Origin of the sequence: Xenorhabdus bovienii (genome assembly GCF_024721015.1) — a bacterium.
Classification (GTDB): domain Bacteria; phylum Pseudomonadota; class Gammaproteobacteria; order Enterobacterales; family Enterobacteriaceae; genus Xenorhabdus; species Xenorhabdus bovienii.
The window spans coordinates 44619-62156 of sequence record NZ_JANAIF010000004.1 but is presented as its reverse complement, the minus strand read 5'-3'; the positions used below and the strand labels follow the sequence as shown (position 1 = coordinate 62156).

The following is a 17538-nucleotide window of genomic DNA, read 5'->3' as shown; positions in this document are numbered from 1 at the left end:
GTTGCGGGGGCCGGATTTGAACCGACGACCTTCGGGTTATGAGCCCGACGAGCTACCAGGCTGCTCCACCCCGCGTCCGTCTACTACTTGCACATACTAAATGATAACATTCTTTGGTACTAAACCCTGCCGATATGACATCGTATAGGATTGGTTGCGGGGGCCGGATTTGAACCGACGACCTTCGGGTTATGAGCCCGACGAGCTACCAGGCTGCTCCACCCCGCGTCTGATGTCGGCACACTATACGCAGGTTCAGCGCTGTTGCAAGTTTTTTGTTGATATTTACCGATTTTATTTATTGCATGGTTAAAAATAGCACTATTTGTTGTATTTTTTGTTCATTTATGGGTTTATGGAACGGTAATCTATTTTTTCTTAACGACATTTTATTATTTACCGGGGTTTGATATTGTTCGTCGTCGAATCGTGATGACAGGAGATAAGGCATAATATGAAACTTTGGGGCAAATATCTTTTATGCGGGTTTGTCATTTCGTTATTATCGGGTTGCCATGTGCGTCCTACAGATCAAGGGCAGCAGTATAAAGATGGCCGCATCAGCGAAGATCTCCAGCTTGTTAATATTCCAAATGCACAAGGCTCCCCTATCAACGCCGGAGATTTTCAGGCACAAGTCAAATTTATCAGCAAATCTTCTCCTCGGCTCTATGGTAATAATCGTGCAACGCTTGATGCCATCCAGAATTGGATGCTGTCTGGTGGAGATCCGCGTGAATTAAACCAGTTTGGGTTGCTGGCCTATCAGATGGACGGTGATGATAATTACGGTAATGTTAAGTTTACCGGTTATTACACGCCAGTTTTGCAGGCACGCCATGTTAAGCAGGGCGAGTTTAAATATCCTCTATACCGAATGCCAGGTAAGTCGTGTTTTCGCCTGCCAAACCGTGCAGCTATATACAATGGGGCTTTGAATGAAAAATTTATCATAGGGTACACTAATTCCCTGATTGATAATTTTTTGATGGAAGTGCAGGGGAGTGGTTATATCGATTTTGGTGATGGCAATCCATTGACCTTCTTCGGTTATAGCGGGAAGAATGGCCATGCTTATCAGAGTATCGGCAAGATACTTGTTAACCGAGGAGAAGTGCCTCTTGAAAAAATGTCACTGAAAGCCATTCGCCAGTGGGCATCTCAACATAATGAATCAGAGGTACGAGAGCTGCTGGAACAAAATCCCTCTTTTGTTTTCTTTAAGCCCGAACCCTTTACACCTGTGCGGGGAGCCAGTGCTGTGCCTCTTGTCGCGGAAGCATCCGTAGCATCGGATAAGGTATTGATTCCACCCGGAACGGCGTTATTGGCGGAAGTGCCGATGTTGGATAAAACAGGAAAATTTACCGGGCAGTATCGGATGCGTTTGATGGTGGCATTGGATGTTGGAGGCGCAATAAAAGGCAATCATTTCGATATCTATCATGGTGTGGGTCATGATGCTGGAGAAGCAGCCGGTTTTTATAATCACTATGGCCGTGTCTGGGTATTGAAGAAATCGTCGCCTGGCTTTTTGACGGCAAACCAGTAAGATCCAGCCCAGTTAAAACAATCGATAAATTATCTCTATGGGGTAGGTCTTAGAGCCGATCCCATTAATTACGCCTACCGAGATAGGCTCTGATTCAGGATTTATTTAGTGATGCAAGTTTCTCTCTCTGATGCTTATCTTCAGCGTTTTGCTGGTACCGCGCGGTTATATGGCCAGAAAGCACTTTCATTATTTGCCCGTTCACATGTCTGTGTCGTTGGTATTGGCGGTGTTGGCTCATGGGCGGCGGAAGCATTGGCGCGCACAGGCATTGGGGCAATCACGCTGATTGATATGGATGATGTCTGTATCACCAATACTAACCGCCAGTTGCATACGCTGGTACAGAATGTAGGGTTGCCAAAAACCGAGGTGATTGCTGAACGGATACGGGCAATCAATCCGGAGTGCCAAGTTACCTGCGTTGATGATTTTGTGACGCCCGATAATGTGGCTGAGCTGATGTCTGCTGAGTTCAGTTATGTGATTGATGCCATTGACAGTGTGCGTCCAAAAGCGGCATTGCTGGCTTATTGTCGCCGCTATAAAATTCCGCTTGTTACGACTGGCGGGGCTGGGGGGCAGCTTGATCCTGCTCAGATCCAGGTGGTGGATCTGGCGAAAACGGTGCAAGATCCGCTGGCGGCTAAATTGAAGGAACGCCTGAAATCTGACTATCGCGTGGTGAAAAACAGCAAGGGTAAATTGGGGATTGATTGTGTATTCTCAACGGAACAGTTGGTTTACCCGCAATCTGACGGTACGGTCTGCGCTGCCAAAAGCACGGCGGATGGTTCGAAACGGATGGATTGTGCGTCCGGTTTTGGTGCCGCAACGATGGTCACGGCAACATTTGGGTTTATTGCCGTGTCTCACGCACTGAAAAAGATGGTGGCAAAAGCCGAGCGGGAAAACAGGCTTTAAAGCTTAGGTTAAGGTAAGGGTTTAAGAAAAATGTGAGCGGGCAATCTCTTGAACGGTGTTGATCAGGGATTTGATCCCATTGAGTCGCGAACCGCTCAGTTGTTGCTCAAGACCCATATGCTGAAATAACTCAGATAAAGGCGCCTGTAAAACCTGCTCCGCTGTTTTTCCTTCCACAGCAGTCAGGAGTACGGCTAATAAGCCTTTGACGATGCGGCCTTCGCTATCTCCATAAAAATGCAAACAGCCGTCAGAACGCAACTGATGCCCTAGCCAGACACGGTTTTCACAGCCGGACATTTCAATGTTCTGCTGTTTCAGTTCATCCGCTAGTGGTGGCAGTTTTTTGGCCAGTCCGATAAGCTGCCGATAGCGATCTTCCCATAACTGGCATTGCTGAAAATTTTCAATAAGTTGTTGCTCCGATATCTCCGTTCCAAACGGATGCGGGGCAAGGATTGAATCTGAAATTGATGTCATCGGTTATTTATCTTGCAATGGTATTCGGTGGATATTTTATTGGCCTAGCTTATTCTTCCAGTAGCGACAGGGCAAATTTCACAGCACTGACCAGCTTATCCACATCCTGCCGATTATTATAAGGCATAAAAGAAGCACGTAGGCAGCCGCTGATCCCCAGAGCATCCAACAGGGGCTGTGCGCAGTGTTGGCCTGAACGCAGGGAAATATTCTGTTCAGCAATCAACGTCGCCAAATCATTGTGATGTATCCCTTGGATATTGAAGGCCAGCAAACTGGCATTGGCGGCGCGGTAGCTGATAAACCCAGCCAAGATACTGAGCTGCTGCTCGGCATAGTCAGTCAGGGTAACGGCATGGGATTCAGCGAGCGGGATATCAACGGTTTTTAACCATTCCAACGTAGCGGCAAAGCTAACCACGCCCGCGACATTCGGGGTTCCCGCTTCAAAGCGATAAGGAACGGCTTCTGGTGTGAAACCGTTGAAAGATACCTGAGTCAGCATTTTCCCACCGCCCTGCCACGGTGACATTGCATCCAGCAATTCCCCTTTGCCATACAATACTCCCAGACCATTGGGGCCATACAGTTTATGGGCAGAGAAGGCATAAAAATCGATATCCAGCCGCTGTACATCAACGGGAGTGTGAACGATGCCTTGAGCGCCATCGACCAAAATCAGGCAATCATACTGGTGGGCGAGTGCCGTGACCTGCGCCAGATCGACTGTGGTACCAGTGACATTCGACATTTGGCTGATGGCAACTAGCCGGCTTTTTTCATTTAGCAGTTTTGCGAGAGTATTGATGTCCGGACGATTCTGATTGCCTATCGGCCATTTAACGATTTTTGCGCCTGTTTGTTCTGCCAGAATCAGCCACGGCAGCAGATTGGAGTGGTGTTCCTGTTCGCTGATTATGATTTCATCATCAGCATTCAGGCGAGGGCGAAAATAGCCTTGGGCGGTCAGATTAATGGCTTCGCTGGTGCCTTTTGTCCAGATGATATTTTCAGGCCGTGGGGCGTTGAGCAATTCCGCCACCAGCGAACGAGCTTGTTCATAACGGGCCGTCATGGCCTGTGCGCTTGCGTGTTGGCTACGATGAACCGTTGCACTGTGGTTTTGATAATAGTGCTGGGTTGCCTCAATCATGCATATAGGCTTTAGGGCTGTAGCCGCGCTATCCAAAAACACAGTCTGCTGTTGCAGGGCAGGAAATTGCTGGCGAAATTTTTCTGAGTCAAAGGATTTCATAAACGGTGTTAATTTCAACGTTGTGTCGTAAAGAATAAGTTTTTCTTTAACCAAGTGGAGGGGAATTCTACAGGAAAGTCGAGAAAAAAAGCACCGCAATTGCGGTGCATTAAAAAAATCACTATGGACAGACAGGGTAAATGTACAGGAAGTGAAAAAAAACAGTAGCATATGCTACAAAGTCTGGTCTACCAGACAACTTGCAAACACAACATCACAACCACAAAGCCAAAAGCTTCAATGTATCACTACAGAGTTACTTTTCGTTCCGGCTTAGGAAGTTGCGCACACTATAGGGATTTGCTGGTATATCATCAATGGACAAATTATAATGATTCGGATTACAAAAACTAATACCTGAGAGAAGAGAATTATTGGTATCGCCACTATCATATAAGAAACGAACATGTCTAAACGTTTACCACCACTTAATGCGTTACGCGTTTTTGATGCTGCTGCTCGTCATCTTAGTTTTACTAAAGCAGCAGAAGAATTATTTGTAACTCAGGCGGCCGTAAGTCACCAGATGAAAAGTCTGGAAGACTTTCTGGGATTGAAACTTTTTCGTCGCCGTAACCGCTCGCTACTGCTGACGGAGGACGGGCAGAGTTACTATCTGGATATCAAAGAAATTTTCACTGCTATCAATGATGCAACCCGCAAACTTCAGGCTCGCAGTGCCAAAGGTGCACTGACGGTAAGTTTGTCACCGAGCTTTGCCATTCAGTGGCTGGTGCCACGGCTTTCTGGTTTCAACCAGAGTTTCCCGGGCATTGATGTCAGGATTCAGGCGGTGGATAGAGAAGAAGATAAATTGGCAGATGATGTTGATGTTGCGATTTTTTATGGCAGAGGCAATTGGCCAGGCATGCGGACAGATCGTCTCTATCCTGAATATCTGCTACCCGTCTGTTCTCCCTCTTTACTGATGGGTGAACGTCCATTAAAAACGCCGGCAGATCTGGCCAAGCATACTCTGTTGCACGATTCTTCCCGACGGGACTGGCAGGCCTATATTCGCCAGCTTGATATGCAACAGCTCATCAATGTTCAGCAGGGGCCAATATTCAGCCATAGCTCCATGGTGATTCAGGCGGCGGTACATGGGCAGGGGGTCGCTCTTGCCAATAATGTGATGGCACAAAATGAGATTGATGCAGGGCGCCTTGTCTGCCCATTCAATGATGTTTTGGTCAGCAAGAATGCATTTTATTTGGTTTGCCATGATAATCAGGCAGAATTGGGCAAGATTGCGGCTTTTCGGAAATGGATCTTGATGCAGGCCGCGAGTGAACAGGCAAGGTTAGGGTTTATTACTAACGAATGAAAACCGGATGTGTGAAGGAGTGTCATTTCATACATCCAGAAACAGGAGCGGAGCGATGAGCAGTCGTGTCATGCTTATTTTTGTGGGTATCAGCGGTTTTTTCTATGTGGCATTGGGTGCGATGGGTGCACATATGCTGGCACCTGTCCTGACGTCACGCCAAATGGAATGGATCCATACCGGCCTGCAATATCAGGGGCTGCATACACTGGTCATGATGGTGCTGGCTGTTTTGCTGATGCGGCAGCCAATGAAGCCGTTTGGCTGGGCGGGTATTTTTTTCGCTGCGGGAATGGTGTTGTTTAGTGGCAGTCTTTATTGTCTGGCCTTTTTACCGCTAAAATTTTTGGTTTATCTGACACCAATCGGTGGGTTCAGTTTTCTCATTGGTTGGTTATGTATATTAATTGGCGCTCTGCGTCTAAGGAAATTGGCGCCTAGCCATGAATAAAGTTGCTTTATATTGCCGCCCCGGGTTTGAAAAAGAGTGTGCGGCAGAAATTACTGATAAGGCGGGTAAGAAAGGAGTTTACGGTTTTGCCCGCGTAAAAGAAAACAGCGGTTATGTGTTGTTTGAGTGTTATCAGCATGATGATGCGGATCGTCTGATCCGTGAAATTCCGTTCGGTGAATTGATCTTTGCCCGCCAAATGGTGGTTGTGGGTGAATTGCTGAAAAATTTACCTCAGGAAGATCGTATTACCCCGATCCTTGGGATGCTGACTGGGGTTATTGAGCGTGCAGGCGAGCTGCGCGTAGAAGTGCCGGATAATGATGAAAGTAAAGAGTTGATGACATTCTGCCGTAAGTTTACGGTTCCGTTGCGTAATGCAATGCGTCAGGAAAAACTCTTGCTGGCAAAGGAAAGTGCTCACCGACCGGTGATTCATGTTTTGTTTATTGCTCCGGGCTGTTGTTACGTCGGCTACTCTTACAGCAACAACAATTCCCGTTTTTATATGGGGATCCCTCGTCTGAAGTTTCCGTCAGATGCTCCGAGTCGTTCAACGCTGAAACTGGAAGAAGCTTTTCATGTGTTTATTCCCCATGACGAGTGGGAAGAACGTCTGGGCAGTGGGCTGTATGCTGTGGATCTTGGTGCTTGTCCGGGAGGCTGGACTTACCAGCTCGTGAGACGGGGCATGATAGTTCATGCGGTAGATAATGGCTTGATGGCTGATAGTTTGATGGACACCGGACAGGTGAAACATCATCGTGTGGATGGCTTTAAGTTTGAACCCTCAGTGAAAAATGTTTACTGGCTGGTTTGTGACATGGTTGAGCAGCCGGCCAAGGTTGCACAGCTTATGACAGACTGGTTAGTAAAAAGCTGGTGCCGTGAAGCCATTTTCAACCTCAAGCTGCCGATGAAAAAGCGTTATGAGGAAGTTGCTCAGATCTTGCAGAAGATAGAACAGCAATTGAAAGAAAATGGAATTAACGTCCAAATTCAGGCCAAGCACTTGTACCACGATCGTGAAGAGGTCACGGTACATGTTCGTCGTATTTGGTCTGCATATGCAATGACCCGAGATTTTTAATTATTGCGAAATAGATAATCCTTTCTTAGGATCAATTTCCAGCAGATAAAAACAGTATTGTTTATTAAAAAATAATACTGTTTTTTTGTTATCAAATAAATTAATTTTAAAATTAATAATTTCTTCCGTAAATTAAATTTAATTTATTTGTATTCTAAAAAGATATATTAATTATTTTTACACGGAATAAAACTCACGCTATTTTATTCGAGAGTTTTGTTTCTAAGGGAATCTTAGAAAGAATAAAAAACTCTTACTCCCGTTATTATGAAAATTTCGGGCTTTAGATATAAATATTGTTTTTACAGGAGATTTATATGACCTCAAAGAATAAATATACCTATGTGGGGTTATCTGATTCCAAGTCCGTTCAGGATGTTAATGCACTTCTCACAGCCTACGTTCCAAATTCCGATCCGGGTATTCGTGTCGCACATACACCGCTGGGAGATAAAGCTCCCGATGAACTTGTGCGAACCAATTATCATTGGTCGAATAAAGTCGGCTCTTCCGGTGCAGTGGAATTATCATATCATTTTCTAGAATCTGCTCCTTCCGTGATGCCAAGATTTGGCATTGCCGGATTCAGTTCCTTTAATGATGAGCAGAAAGAGGCAGCAAGATTGTCTTTGCAATCGTGGTCTGATGTTGCCAATGTAAAATTTAATGAAGTCAGCAGTCTTTCTAAAGCCAATATTACTTTTGGTTTCTTTGATTATAGTATAACTGACGACTATGCGTTTGCGACTTTACCAAAAGGGCAGAATACGACTTATTCCTGGTATAGCGCGGAGAGTCATACTTTCATAGACAATGACATTGGCGTGAATGGCTATGGCCGCCAGACATTTACCCATGAAATCGGGCATACGCTGGGTCTGGATCATCCTACCGAGTACGATGCTTCTGATGCGGTCAGACCGACCTATATCAGTGTAGGTGAATACTTCGAAGATAGCCGTGCCTATACCGTCATGAGCTATTTCAGTGAAAAATACACCGGTCAGGATTACAAAGGGGCATTCTCATCTGCGCCATTGCTGAATGATATCTCCGCCATTCAAGACTTATATGGGGCCAATACTGAAACTCGTACAGGTGATACGGTATATGGTTTCAACTCCAATACCGACCGTGATTTCATGACCGCAACCGATGCCAATAGCAAACTGGTATTCAGTGTCTGGGATGCGGATGGTAATGATACGTTCGATTTTTCCGGTTTTACTCAGGATCAGCGTATTAACCTGAATGCAGGGTCTTTCTCGGATGTTGGCGGTTTGAAAGGCAACGTATCTATTGCCCGTGGTGTAACCATTGAGAATGCGATCGGTGGCAGCGGCGATGACATTCTGGTAGGCAACAGTGCTGATAACGTGCTGAAAGGCGGCGACGGCGATGACATCATTTATGGTGGCTTGGGCGGCGATCACCTGTGGGGTGGCGCAGGCAAGGATACTTTTGTTTATCTGAATGGCAAAGAATCACTGAAAGACAATCCTGACTGGATCCATGATTTTGTTTCCGGTGAAGACAAGATTGATCTATCGGACTTTAACTTTGGTGGTAAGGGTGATATCAAATTTGTTGATTCATTCTCTGGTAGGGCGGGTGAAGTCCTGCTGACTTACGACAAAGTGACCGATATAACCGATATGTCTATCAGCCTTGGTGGTAATTTAGCCAGTAATGATTTTCTGGTGAAAATTATCGGTCAGCCTGTAGCTGAAGCCGATTTCATCGTCTAATGCAGACTGGCATGTCACGATAGCGGGATACTGCCGTAGGTATTAATAATACGGCAGTATTATGGGGAGGAAGTCACCGTGTTACACAAGGGGCAAAGGTGTATAGCGAAGTCTTGTTTATTTAAATTGGCCTTATCGATAATGTTTTCTCTTTTTTTGATTGGAGGATGTATGGCGAGTAGTTTGAGACTTCCTGAACCGGCTGAACTGAAAGGGTTATGGCAGCTATCAGATGGAAATCAGGTATGCAGTATTGAATTAACGGATACCCGTTTGCCTGAGGGGTCAATTTGGGCGCTGAAAGGTGATTCTTGCCTGACCGAACTGATGAGGAACCCTGTAGAGGGTTGGCGTCCTACACCTGATGGTATCACTTTGACTGACGATGATGGCAATAGTCTGGCTTTTTTTGGTCATGAGTCCGAGCAATGGGTGGCATACCTTGTTGATGGGCGGGAACTCATTATGACATTCAGTGGCACGCATTCAGTGACAAAGTAAATGCAGTGACAAAATAAAACAAAAATAACGAATTACTGGGTAAATAAATCGTTTTTGCTTCAGTTAATGATGAAGGGATTGCAGTGAAACTACGCTTTCCAAAGGATGAAATCACGGATGTCATCCGTGCACGCAGCAAAGTATTCTGGACTATTGGCTTATTTACGGCATTTATCAATCTGCTGATGTTGGTTCCCTCTATTTATATGCTTCAGGTATATGATCGGGTTCTGCCCTCCAGTAATGAAATGACCCTGCTGATGCTGACCCTGATCACGCTCGGCATGTTCGCTATTATGGGGGGGCTGGAATATATCCGTAGCATGGTGGTGATCCGCATCGGTAGCCAGTTTGATATGTGCCTGAACCAGCGTGTTTATACCGCGTCGTATGAGTCCAACCTGAAAAATGGCTCCACCGATGCCGGGCAGATGCTCAATGACTTGGCTACTATCCGCCAGTTCCTGACGGGCAATGCGCTGTTTGCTTTTTTTGATGTGCCTTGGTTCCCGGTCTATCTCTGGGTCATTTTTCTGTTTAGCCCGTATCTGGGATTGCTGGCGCTGGTTGGGGCGATCATTTTGATCGCGTTGGCGGTATTGAACCAATGGCTGTCTCAGTCGCCTTTATCGGAAGCAAGTCATCTCTCCCTGCGCTCTGCTAATCTTGCCAGTACTAATCTGCGTAATGCGGAAGTCATTGAAGCCTTGGGTATGTTGCCGGCACTGCGTCAGCGTTGGTTTAGCCTGCATGAGCGCTTTCTCAATTTCCAGCGTATTGCCAGCGAACGGGCGGCATCTATCACCGCACTGACCAAAACAGTGCGCATGGCCTTGCAGTCGTTGATCCTCGGTTTGGGAGGCTGGCTGGCGATTGAAGGCAATATCACGCCGGGCATGATGATCGCGGGTTCTATCTTGATGGGACGGGCATTGTCGCCGATTGAGCAGTTGATCCAAGCGTGGAAAAGCTGGAGCGCTGTGCGTCTGTCATGGCAGCGGCTGGATAAATTGCTGAAGGCGCAGCCAGAACGCAAAAGCGGTATGTCACTGCCTGCCCCTAAAGGCATTTTGTTGCTGGAAAAAGTTGCCGCGATACCACCGAGTAAAACACAGGCCAGACAAACGGCGGGAAATCATAAACAGGTCTTGCAGGATATCAGTTTTTCCCTGAATGCCGGCGATGTGTTGGGCGTGATTGGCCCCAGCGCGTCGGGGAAATCTACGCTGGCTCGCCTGCTGGTGGGGATTTGGCCGTCACAGGAGGGTGTTGTCCGGCTCGATGATGCCGACATTTACCAATGGAACAAGGATGAACTGGGAGCATCGATAGGTTATTTGCCGCAGGACATCGAACTGTTTGGTGGCACGATTGCGGAAAACATTGCGCGTTTTAATGACGTTGATCCTGAAAAAGTCATTGAAGCGGCCAAAAAAGCGGGCGTCCATGAACTGGTACTCAATCTTGAACAGGGTTATGACACGGTGATTGGCGCTGGGGGGATGGGACTGTCCGGTGGGCAAAAGCAGCGGATTGGGCTGGCACGGGCATTGTACGGCAATCCGTCACTGCTGGTGCTGGATGAACCGAATTCCAATCTGGATGATATTGGTGAAAAGGCGCTGAGTCAGGCGATTACGCAATTGCGGGAACAGGGCAAAACTGTGGTGGTGATCACGCATCGGCCTTCTTTGCTCTCACAAACAAACAAAATTTTGCTGTTGGTGCAGGGAAAAATGAAAATGTTTGGCCCATCTCAGCAAGTTATGGCGGCGCTGTCGCAGTCAAAAGCGGTTGAACGTGCCTCGTAGTGTGGCTCTGCCATGTTTTTAATGACACGGTTTTAATCAGTGGGCAGAGTGAAATTTCTGCCTGGGAGTGAAGATGTCCTATCAGACCAACGCAAAAAGTGCGAAAAATGATGAATCGGGATTACTGCCGCTGGATGCAAATCACTACCTGCGGCTGGGCTGGCTGGTCATCGGTATTGGCCTCCTGGGGTTTTTCGTCTGGGCGGCCTTTGCCCCGCTCGATAAAGGTGTCGCTTCCTCCGGTATTGTGGTGGTGGATGGCAACCGTAAAACCGTGCAGTCGCCAGCCAATGGCATCATCAGACAAATTCTGGCATCGGAAGGGGAACAAGTTAAGGCTGGACAGATACTGGTGCAGCTTAGTCAGGTGCAGGTTAATGCCCAAATTGACTCCCTGAAACAGCAATTGCATACCACTCTGGCGACGGAAGTCCGATTGCTGGCCGAGCAGCAAGGGCTGGAGGTGATTTCCTTTCCGGCTACGTTGTCGGATCAGCAATCGGAGCCACGTATTAAGGATATTCTGGTATTGCAGAAACAGCTTTTCCTGTCACGTCGTGAGATGCTGAGAAGTGATCTGGCTGGGATGCAGCAGGTTGAAGAGGGGCTGAGTTTTCAGCTCAAAGGGTTGCGGGAAGCGCTGACGAATAAACAGCAGCAGCAGGTTTCACTCAAAGAGCAAGTGACCAATCTGCGGCCGTTGACCGAAGAGGGTTACTTTCCCCGTAACCGTTATCTGGAGTTGCAGCGCAGTCAAAGTGAGTTAAGTGGCAGCATGGCCGAGATGGCAGGACGCATTGGTCAGCTTGAAAAACAGTGTCAGGAAACCCGGCAGCGGATTATCCAGCGGCAGGCAGATTATCAACGTGAAGTCCGCAGCCAGCTTTCGGATGTGCAGGTGCAGGCCAATGAGCTGAAAAACAAGCTGGAAACAGCTCAGTTTGATTTATTCCATACCTCAATTACCGCCCCGGTGGGTGGCTCAGTGGTGGGGCTGACAGTATTTACTCAAGGCGGTGTTGTGGCTTCCGGGGAAAAACTGATGGAAATCTTGCCTGCCCAGAGTGCGTTAGAAGTCGAAGCGCGCTTGATGGTACATCTGATTGATAAAGTAGAAATGGGGCAGGATGTGGATTTGATGTTCACCGCGTTCAATCAGAACCAGACGCCGAAAGTGACAGGCAAAGTGACAGTGATCTCCGCCGACCGGCTGGTGGATGGGGTGACAAGGGAACCTTATTACCAGATGCGGGTCAGAGTGACACCAGAGGGAATGGCACAACTGGCAGGGCTACATATCAAGCCGGGCATGCCGGTTGAAGTCTTCGTTAAAACAGGGTCGCGCTCACTGTTGAGTTATCTATTCAAGCCATTGATGGACAGGGCGTCAACGTCACTGATTGAGGAGTAACGGGGATGTTCAGATCTAGTGGTTTTACGGGGCGTGTCCTGTTTTTATCTCTGTTTCTGCTGATGTCGTTTTCAGGTACGGTTCAGGCGCTTTCCTTAACGGAAGCTTACGCGCTGGCGCTGCAACATGATCCGACGTTTCAGGCGGCGATAAAAGCGCAGGAAGCGGGGCAGGAAGAGAAAAACCTTGGGCGGGCGGAATTACTGCCCAAGCTCGCTTTTAACTACCAATATGTTCCCCAGAATTGGCAGAAAATGGAATCCTCTTCTTCAGATTCAGGGCAAAGGGGAAGTACGGTCACGGAAAGTCGCAACCGCCAGTATCACAGCTACAGTGGTTCGCTTGTGCTGACTCAGCCGCTGGTGGATTTCGAGGCGTGGGCGCGTTACAAAACCCGTCAGGCCTACGCGCTGATGGGTGATGCCCGTTTTCGGGTAGACACCCAGCAACTGGCAGTCAGGGTAGTAAACAGCTATGTGGATGTCGCTTATGCGCAGGACAGGCTGGCGCAGGTTGCTCAGCAGGGCAGGGCTTATGAAGAACAACTGGAACGGAATCAGAAATTGTTTGCCTCCGGTGAAGGCACGCGCACTGATGTGGCGGAAACCCAAGCCCGTTACAGTCAGATTGTGGCGGATGAGTTAACGGTCAAAGATGAACTGGATACGGTGATCCGTGACTTGCAATTGCTGGTTGGTACACCTTTACCAAGCGACTTACCGGTCAATCGCCTGTCGCCTGTCCAGAACTTCAAGACTATAAAGCTGGCTTTTGCACATTATGCCGATTGGGAGCAGATGGCGTTGAGTCAAAACCCGCAGTTGGCGGAGGCTCGCCAGAAAGTGGCCGTTGCGGCTCAGGACATTGAGCGCAATCGGGCAGGTTATCTGCCAAAACTGGAGCTGTATGCTTCCCATACTGAAAATAAATCCAGCAGCGATAACATCATCGATCAAAAATATCGCACCGATTCAATCGGCTTGCGGGTATCGATGAATCTCTATAATGGTGGAGGAACGTCGGCGGCAGTGCGTCAATCAGCAGCGAATTATGGCAGAGCCAAATATGAGATGGATGCTGAAGCGGGAGAAATTCTGAATGCGCTGCGACGCAATTATAACGCCTGCATGAATGGCGAGAAGCGGATACGTGCCTATGAATCGGCAGTGGAAGCGGCTGAATTACAGGTTAAAGCGACTCAGAAAAGCGTGGCACTTGGGCAGCGGGTTAACGTAGATATCCTGAATGCAGAGCAACAGCTCTACATGGCTCGTCGTGATCTTTCTCAGGCCAAGTACCAATATATGAAATCCTGGATTGGGTTATTGAGTGAATCTGGGCAATTGAATGGGGAGGATATTCAATTAGCTTCGGGGTATTTTGAGTGATTAAATTTTACCATTAAATAAATTTAAATAACAAAATACTACCGTAAATACTCAATTTCGGCAGTATTTTGACTTCAAATAAGATAGTGCAAAGTACAACGGTCACTTACCTGTGATCTAACCGCAATTGCTGCAAATTGCCATTGAGCGATAAATCCGTGCGCAGTGAAGCCACTTCACGGCTGATATACGCCATTTCTTTATGGGCTGCCAATTTATTGCGCCATTTATCCGGCTGGGCTTCCAGATGTTGGAAAAGGTTATCCAGCGAGCCAGTTTGTTGTAGCAGAATGGCCGCTGTTTTTGGCCCTATTCCCTGAACACCGGGGATTTTACTGCTACTGACCCCTGCCAGACCCCAATAATCGGGGAGCTGGGCAGGGGAAACACCAAACTCCCGCTCAACAAAGGGTAAATCCAGCCAGCGTTTTTGGAAGTAATCGCGGATCTGGATATTCGGTGAAAGTAGCTGGCAGTAGCCCTTATCCGTTGAAACAATGGTGACTCGATGCCCCGTAGAAACAACTTTGGTTGCCAGTGTTGCCGCCAAATCATCGGCTTCATGCCCTTCGGCATGCCAGCAAGTTACCCCTAGTGCATTGAATGCCTGTTTAATCAGCGGCATTTCCTGCTGTAAATCGTCGGGCATGGCAGAACGCCCGGCTTTGTAATCGGGAAGAAGCTGGTGGCGCCAGCTATGACCACGGTCATCTTCATCGAATACCGCAACGGCATGAGTCGGAGAAGAATGGGTGATTAGCTGCTTTAACGCATGCTCACAGGCGGGAACACAAGGGCTTCCCTGCACAGCATGGATGCGTCGGATCAAGTTCAGTGCGTCTACAATCAAAAGATGTATCATGGTCGTTATGCTCCGTCCGTGGATTGATTCCTTGGCTTCAGCCTCATTGGATTTTAATGAGGACGTGACTTATTTGATGATTTTATAGCACGGCTCGTAAGCCGTACCTCCCGGCAATTTCATGCGATCCTGCCTGACAAAATCTTTCAATAGTTCATCCATATGGCGCATGATATCCACATCACCGTGGATTTTGAACGCTCCGTCTTTTTCAATGGCATGAATGCCCGCTTCTTTCACATTGCCCGCCACAATGCCGGAAAAGGCACATCGCAGAGCAGAAGCCAGTTTTTCGGGAGGCTGATTCGGATGCAAATTCAGGTTAGCCATATTGCTATGGAATGGCTCGAACGGATGCTGCAAATCATGGCTGATTTTCAGTGACCAGTTAAAGCTATAGGCATCTCCGGTAGAGCGGCGATGTTCTTTAACCTGCGGCATGGTTTTTTTCATCACTCGGGCGACTTCTGAAGGATCATCTATAATGATGCGATAGTACTGACGAGCCTGTTCTCCCAAGGTATTGACGATAAACTTATCGAGCACATGGAAGTAATCGGCACTCTCTTTTGGCCCGGTCAAGATCAATGGCAGCACTTGATCTTTATTATCAGGGTTCATCAAAATACCCAGTAGATAGAGCAGCTCTTCTGCTGTTCCCACCCCGCCCGGGAAGATAATAATGCCGTGAGCTATGCGGACAAATGCCTCCAGCCGTTTTTCGATATCCGGCATGATGATCAGTTCATTGACCAGCGGATTGGGGGGTTCTGCAGCAATAATGGAAGGCTCTGTAATGCCGATAAAGCGGCTTTTTTGGTAACGTTGCTGGGCATGCCCAACCGCAGCACCTTTCATGGGCGCTTCCATTGCGCCCGGCCCACAGCCCGTGCAGATATTCAGTTCGCGCAGCCCCAACTCGTTACCCACTTTGCGCCCATACAGATACTCTTTTTCATTAATCGAGTGACCGCCCCAACAGACGATCATATTCGGATCTTCTGAGAGATGAAGCGCTTTGGCATTGCGCAGAATAGAAAAAATGGTGTTGGTAATGTGCATACCATTTTCCATATTCAGATGGTGCACTTTCTGTGCACTGTCAATCTGCGCATGAACAAACAGAATATCCCGCAGAACCGCGAACAGGTTGGCTTGCAGAGAGCGAATGATTTTGCCGTCAACGAAAGCGTCTTCTGGTGGATTGACGAGTTCCAGTTTGACGCCACGCTCTCTACGCAGGACGTTAATATCAAAATCTTCATGTTTTGACAGCAACTCTTTGCTGTTATCTGTCTGGCTGCCGGAGTTGAGTACCGCCAGTGAGCAGTTGCGGAACAGGCGGTATAAATCACTGCTTGCGGTACGCTTGAGTGCATCGACTTCAAGTTGAGAGAGTAAATCCATTGATCCTAACGGGCTGACATGTGTAATCAAGAACGACTCCTTTATGCCCTTGGTGGGGTTTTCTCAATTTACTGGCGAGCCAGTCTTCCTGTTTCTGGAATAAAGGCTTCGTTACTGCGCCACGGGTTGATATCTAACCCTCCCCGGCGGGTATAGCGAGCATAAACCGTGAGTTTTTCAGGTGCGCATAACGCAATTAAGTCATTGAAAATACGCTCAACACACTGTTCATGAAATTCATTGTGATGGCGGAAAGAAACCAGATAGCGCAATAATTTTTCCTGATCGATTTTGGGGCCTTTATAGCGGATCTGTACGGAACCCCAATCGGGCTGATGTGTGATCAGGCAATTTGATTTTAGCAAATGGCTGACCAATATTTCATCAACGACCGAACCTGCTGCAGCATCGTTAAGATAATCGCGACTGAATTGATAATCATCAATTTCAATGTCCTGATTATCGATACATTTTCCTTCAAACTCGGCGATCGGTTGCTGGCTGAAATCGTGCAGGGGACGTAAAACAACATGTACATCACCGTTTGCGCAGACGGATAAATCCTGTTGCAGCGTTTTTTGCACGGTATCCCAATCTGCAAAGCGGGTTTGATTGAAACTATTCAGGTAAAGCTTAAAACTTTTTGATTCAACGAGATTCACACTGGCTGCACTTAGGCTGACATGGCCGATGGCAACTTGAGGAACACCGCGTGAATTGAGCCAGGAAAGTTCGTACATTGTCCAGATATCAGCGCCGTGAAACGGAAGATTATCAGGAAATAGCCCAAGTGGTTCACGGTTCATGCTGCGCGGAACCGCTTGCAGTAAAGTAGGATCGTAGTGATCACAGTAGGGTGTGGCTTTACCCAGAGTAAGTTGGGCGAATGCCTGATTATCTTGATACAAAGACATAGGATTCCTCAAAATTAATAAATAATTGCAACTGAGATAGGTTGTAGTGTATCAAGGAATTTCAATGGTTCGTATTTTTATTGTGCATTATTCACCATGCTTATCTCGTTAGCGCAGGGCTTCTGTGCGAATCTGAGTTTTTTATTTTCGATGGAATTATGGGTTCGTTTTTTTCCATCAATGATATGGGTAATAGTGTGATATTCAGATCTTTCTCTATTTTGCTATTCGTTGACTTTGTTAGTAATTTTATCAGGATGGCGATCCAAATAAGTATTAATGGGTTTTATTGAATATATATTTCTTTAAATAATATAATATAATATAAAATAATAATAAGGTTTTATTTAGAAATATATTCAAAGTATTACTTGTTGATATATCTATTGCTGGTGTTTTAATTTTATGATAATAAGC

At 47.1% G+C, this 17538-nt stretch carries 15 protein-coding genes and 2 tRNA genes; 10 read left to right on the top strand and 7 right to left on the bottom strand.

Annotation, left to right across the window (positions count from 1 at the left end; genetic code table 11):
• Position 1 precedes the first annotated feature (1 nt).
• Both NXS07_RS02185 and NXS07_RS02180 read right to left on the bottom strand, forming a co-directional pair.
• Positions 2–75 (bottom strand) — tRNA-Met (locus NXS07_RS02185).
• Positions 76–151: 76 nt separating this feature from the next.
• Positions 152–228 (bottom strand) — tRNA-Met (locus NXS07_RS02180).
• Between the two features lie 226 nt (positions 229–454).
• Between NXS07_RS02180 and mltA the strand changes: the two genes are divergently transcribed.
• Both mltA and tcdA read left to right on the top strand, forming a co-directional pair.
• Positions 455–1552, top strand: a complete 1098-nt coding sequence (gene mltA, locus NXS07_RS02175; RefSeq protein WP_258086081.1) for a murein transglycosylase A — start codon at positions 455–457, stop codon at positions 1550–1552.
• Between the two features lie 111 nt (positions 1553–1663).
• Positions 1664–2476 carry a tRNA cyclic N6-threonylcarbamoyladenosine(37) synthase TcdA gene (gene tcdA / locus NXS07_RS02170; protein WP_038213922.1) on the top strand — a complete coding sequence of 271 codons (813 nt, stop codon included), beginning with the start codon at positions 1664–1666 and terminating at the stop codon, positions 2474–2476.
• 21 nt (positions 2477–2497) lie between these two features.
• Here the strand turns inward: tcdA and csdE are convergent, their stop codons facing one another.
• The gene (gene csdE / locus NXS07_RS02165; RefSeq protein ID WP_258086080.1) at positions 2498–2956 is read right to left on the bottom strand and encodes a cysteine desulfurase sulfur acceptor subunit CsdE; all 459 of its coding nucleotides are present in this window, start codon (positions 2954–2956) and stop codon (positions 2498–2500) included.
• A 49-nt stretch (positions 2957–3005) separates the two neighbouring features.
• The gene (csdA, locus tag NXS07_RS02160; protein ID WP_038213916.1) at positions 3006–4211 is read right to left on the bottom strand and encodes a cysteine desulfurase CsdA; all 1206 of its coding nucleotides are present in this window, start codon (positions 4209–4211) and stop codon (positions 3006–3008) included.
• A gap of 406 nt (positions 4212–4617) precedes the next feature.
• Between csdA and NXS07_RS02155 the strand changes: the two genes are divergently transcribed.
• The 8 genes from NXS07_RS02155 to NXS07_RS02120 all read left to right on the top strand — a co-directional run bounded on the left by NXS07_RS02155 (position 4618) and on the right by NXS07_RS02120 (position 13938).
• Positions 4618–5538, top strand: coding sequence for a transcriptional regulator GcvA (locus NXS07_RS02155; RefSeq protein ID WP_038194586.1), 921 nt, complete (start codon positions 4618–4620; stop codon positions 5536–5538).
• A 55-nt stretch (positions 5539–5593) separates the two neighbouring features.
• Positions 5594–5989 carry a DUF423 domain-containing protein gene (locus NXS07_RS02150; protein ID WP_038207934.1) on the top strand — a complete coding sequence of 132 codons (396 nt, stop codon included), beginning with the start codon at positions 5594–5596 and terminating at the stop codon, positions 5987–5989.
• The gene (rlmM, locus tag NXS07_RS02145) at positions 5982–7079 is read left to right on the top strand and encodes a 23S rRNA (cytidine(2498)-2'-O)-methyltransferase RlmM (protein WP_038194589.1); all 1098 of its coding nucleotides are present in this window, start codon (positions 5982–5984) and stop codon (positions 7077–7079) included. Before NXS07_RS02150 ends, rlmM begins: the two co-directional genes overlap by 8 nt.
• Before the next feature lie 317 nt (positions 7080–7396).
• Positions 7397–8827 carry a serralysin family metalloprotease gene (locus tag NXS07_RS02140; RefSeq protein ID WP_258086079.1) on the top strand — a complete coding sequence of 477 codons (1431 nt, stop codon included), beginning with the start codon at positions 7397–7399 and terminating at the stop codon, positions 8825–8827.
• A gap of 171 nt (positions 8828–8998) precedes the next feature.
• Positions 8999–9328: a protease inhibitor Inh/omp19 family protein gene (locus NXS07_RS02135; RefSeq protein ID WP_038207929.1), complete on the top strand. Its 330-nt coding sequence runs from the start codon at positions 8999–9001 to the stop codon at positions 9326–9328.
• 83 nt (positions 9329–9411) lie between these two features.
• Complete coding sequence (locus NXS07_RS02130) at positions 9412–11139, top strand: type I secretion system permease/ATPase (RefSeq protein ID WP_308686589.1); 1728 nt, start codon at positions 9412–9414, stop codon at positions 11137–11139.
• 73 nt (positions 11140–11212) lie between these two features.
• The gene (locus tag NXS07_RS02125; RefSeq protein WP_258086078.1) at positions 11213–12550 is read left to right on the top strand and encodes an HlyD family type I secretion periplasmic adaptor subunit; all 1338 of its coding nucleotides are present in this window, start codon (positions 11213–11215) and stop codon (positions 12548–12550) included.
• 5 nt (positions 12551–12555) lie between these two features.
• The gene (locus NXS07_RS02120) at positions 12556–13938 is read left to right on the top strand and encodes a TolC family outer membrane protein (protein WP_258086077.1); all 1383 of its coding nucleotides are present in this window, start codon (positions 12556–12558) and stop codon (positions 13936–13938) included.
• Between the two features lie 106 nt (positions 13939–14044).
• Here the strand turns inward: NXS07_RS02120 and xni are convergent, their stop codons facing one another.
• The 3 genes from xni to queF all read right to left on the bottom strand — a co-directional run bounded on the left by xni (position 14045) and on the right by queF (position 17121).
• Complete coding sequence (xni, locus tag NXS07_RS02115) at positions 14045–14800, bottom strand: flap endonuclease Xni (protein ID WP_038222264.1); 756 nt, start codon at positions 14798–14800, stop codon at positions 14045–14047.
• Positions 14801–14869: 69 nt separating this feature from the next.
• Positions 14870–16237, bottom strand: a complete 1368-nt coding sequence (ppnN, locus tag NXS07_RS02110; RefSeq protein ID WP_258086076.1) for a nucleotide 5'-monophosphate nucleosidase PpnN — start codon at positions 16235–16237, stop codon at positions 14870–14872.
• A 38-nt stretch (positions 16238–16275) separates the two neighbouring features.
• A complete protein-coding gene (gene queF, locus NXS07_RS02105) occupies positions 16276–17121 on the bottom strand; it encodes an NADPH-dependent 7-cyano-7-deazaguanine reductase QueF (RefSeq protein ID WP_258086075.1) in 846 nt (281 codons plus the stop codon).
• Positions 17122–17538 lie beyond the last annotated feature (417 nt).

Coding starts and splice junctions, on each gene's coding strand:
- NXS07_RS02125 (WP_258086078.1), top strand. CDS start 11,213: ATGTCCTATCAGACCAACGCAAAAAGTGCGAAAAATGATGAATCGGGA.
- queF (WP_258086075.1), bottom strand. CDS start 17,121: ATGTCTTTGTATCAAGATAATCAGGCATTCGCCCAACTTACTCTGGGT.
- csdE (WP_258086080.1), bottom strand. CDS start 2,956: ATGACATCAATTTCAGATTCAATCCTTGCCCCGCATCCGTTTGGAACG.
- NXS07_RS02150 (WP_038207934.1), top strand. CDS start 5,594: ATGAGCAGTCGTGTCATGCTTATTTTTGTGGGTATCAGCGGTTTTTTC.
- NXS07_RS02155 (WP_038194586.1), top strand. CDS start 4,618: ATGTCTAAACGTTTACCACCACTTAATGCGTTACGCGTTTTTGATGCT.
- mltA (WP_258086081.1), top strand. CDS start 455: ATGAAACTTTGGGGCAAATATCTTTTATGCGGGTTTGTCATTTCGTTA.
- NXS07_RS02135 (WP_038207929.1), top strand. CDS start 8,999: ATGGCGAGTAGTTTGAGACTTCCTGAACCGGCTGAACTGAAAGGGTTA.
- rlmM (WP_038194589.1), top strand. CDS start 5,982: ATGAATAAAGTTGCTTTATATTGCCGCCCCGGGTTTGAAAAAGAGTGT.
- csdA (WP_038213916.1), bottom strand. CDS start 4,211: ATGAAATCCTTTGACTCAGAAAAATTTCGCCAGCAATTTCCTGCCCTG.
- xni (WP_038222264.1), bottom strand. CDS start 14,800: ATGATACATCTTTTGATTGTAGACGCACTGAACTTGATCCGACGCATC.
- NXS07_RS02120 (WP_258086077.1), top strand. CDS start 12,556: ATGTTCAGATCTAGTGGTTTTACGGGGCGTGTCCTGTTTTTATCTCTG.
- NXS07_RS02140 (WP_258086079.1), top strand. CDS start 7,397: ATGACCTCAAAGAATAAATATACCTATGTGGGGTTATCTGATTCCAAG.
- tcdA (WP_038213922.1), top strand. CDS start 1,664: ATGCAAGTTTCTCTCTCTGATGCTTATCTTCAGCGTTTTGCTGGTACC.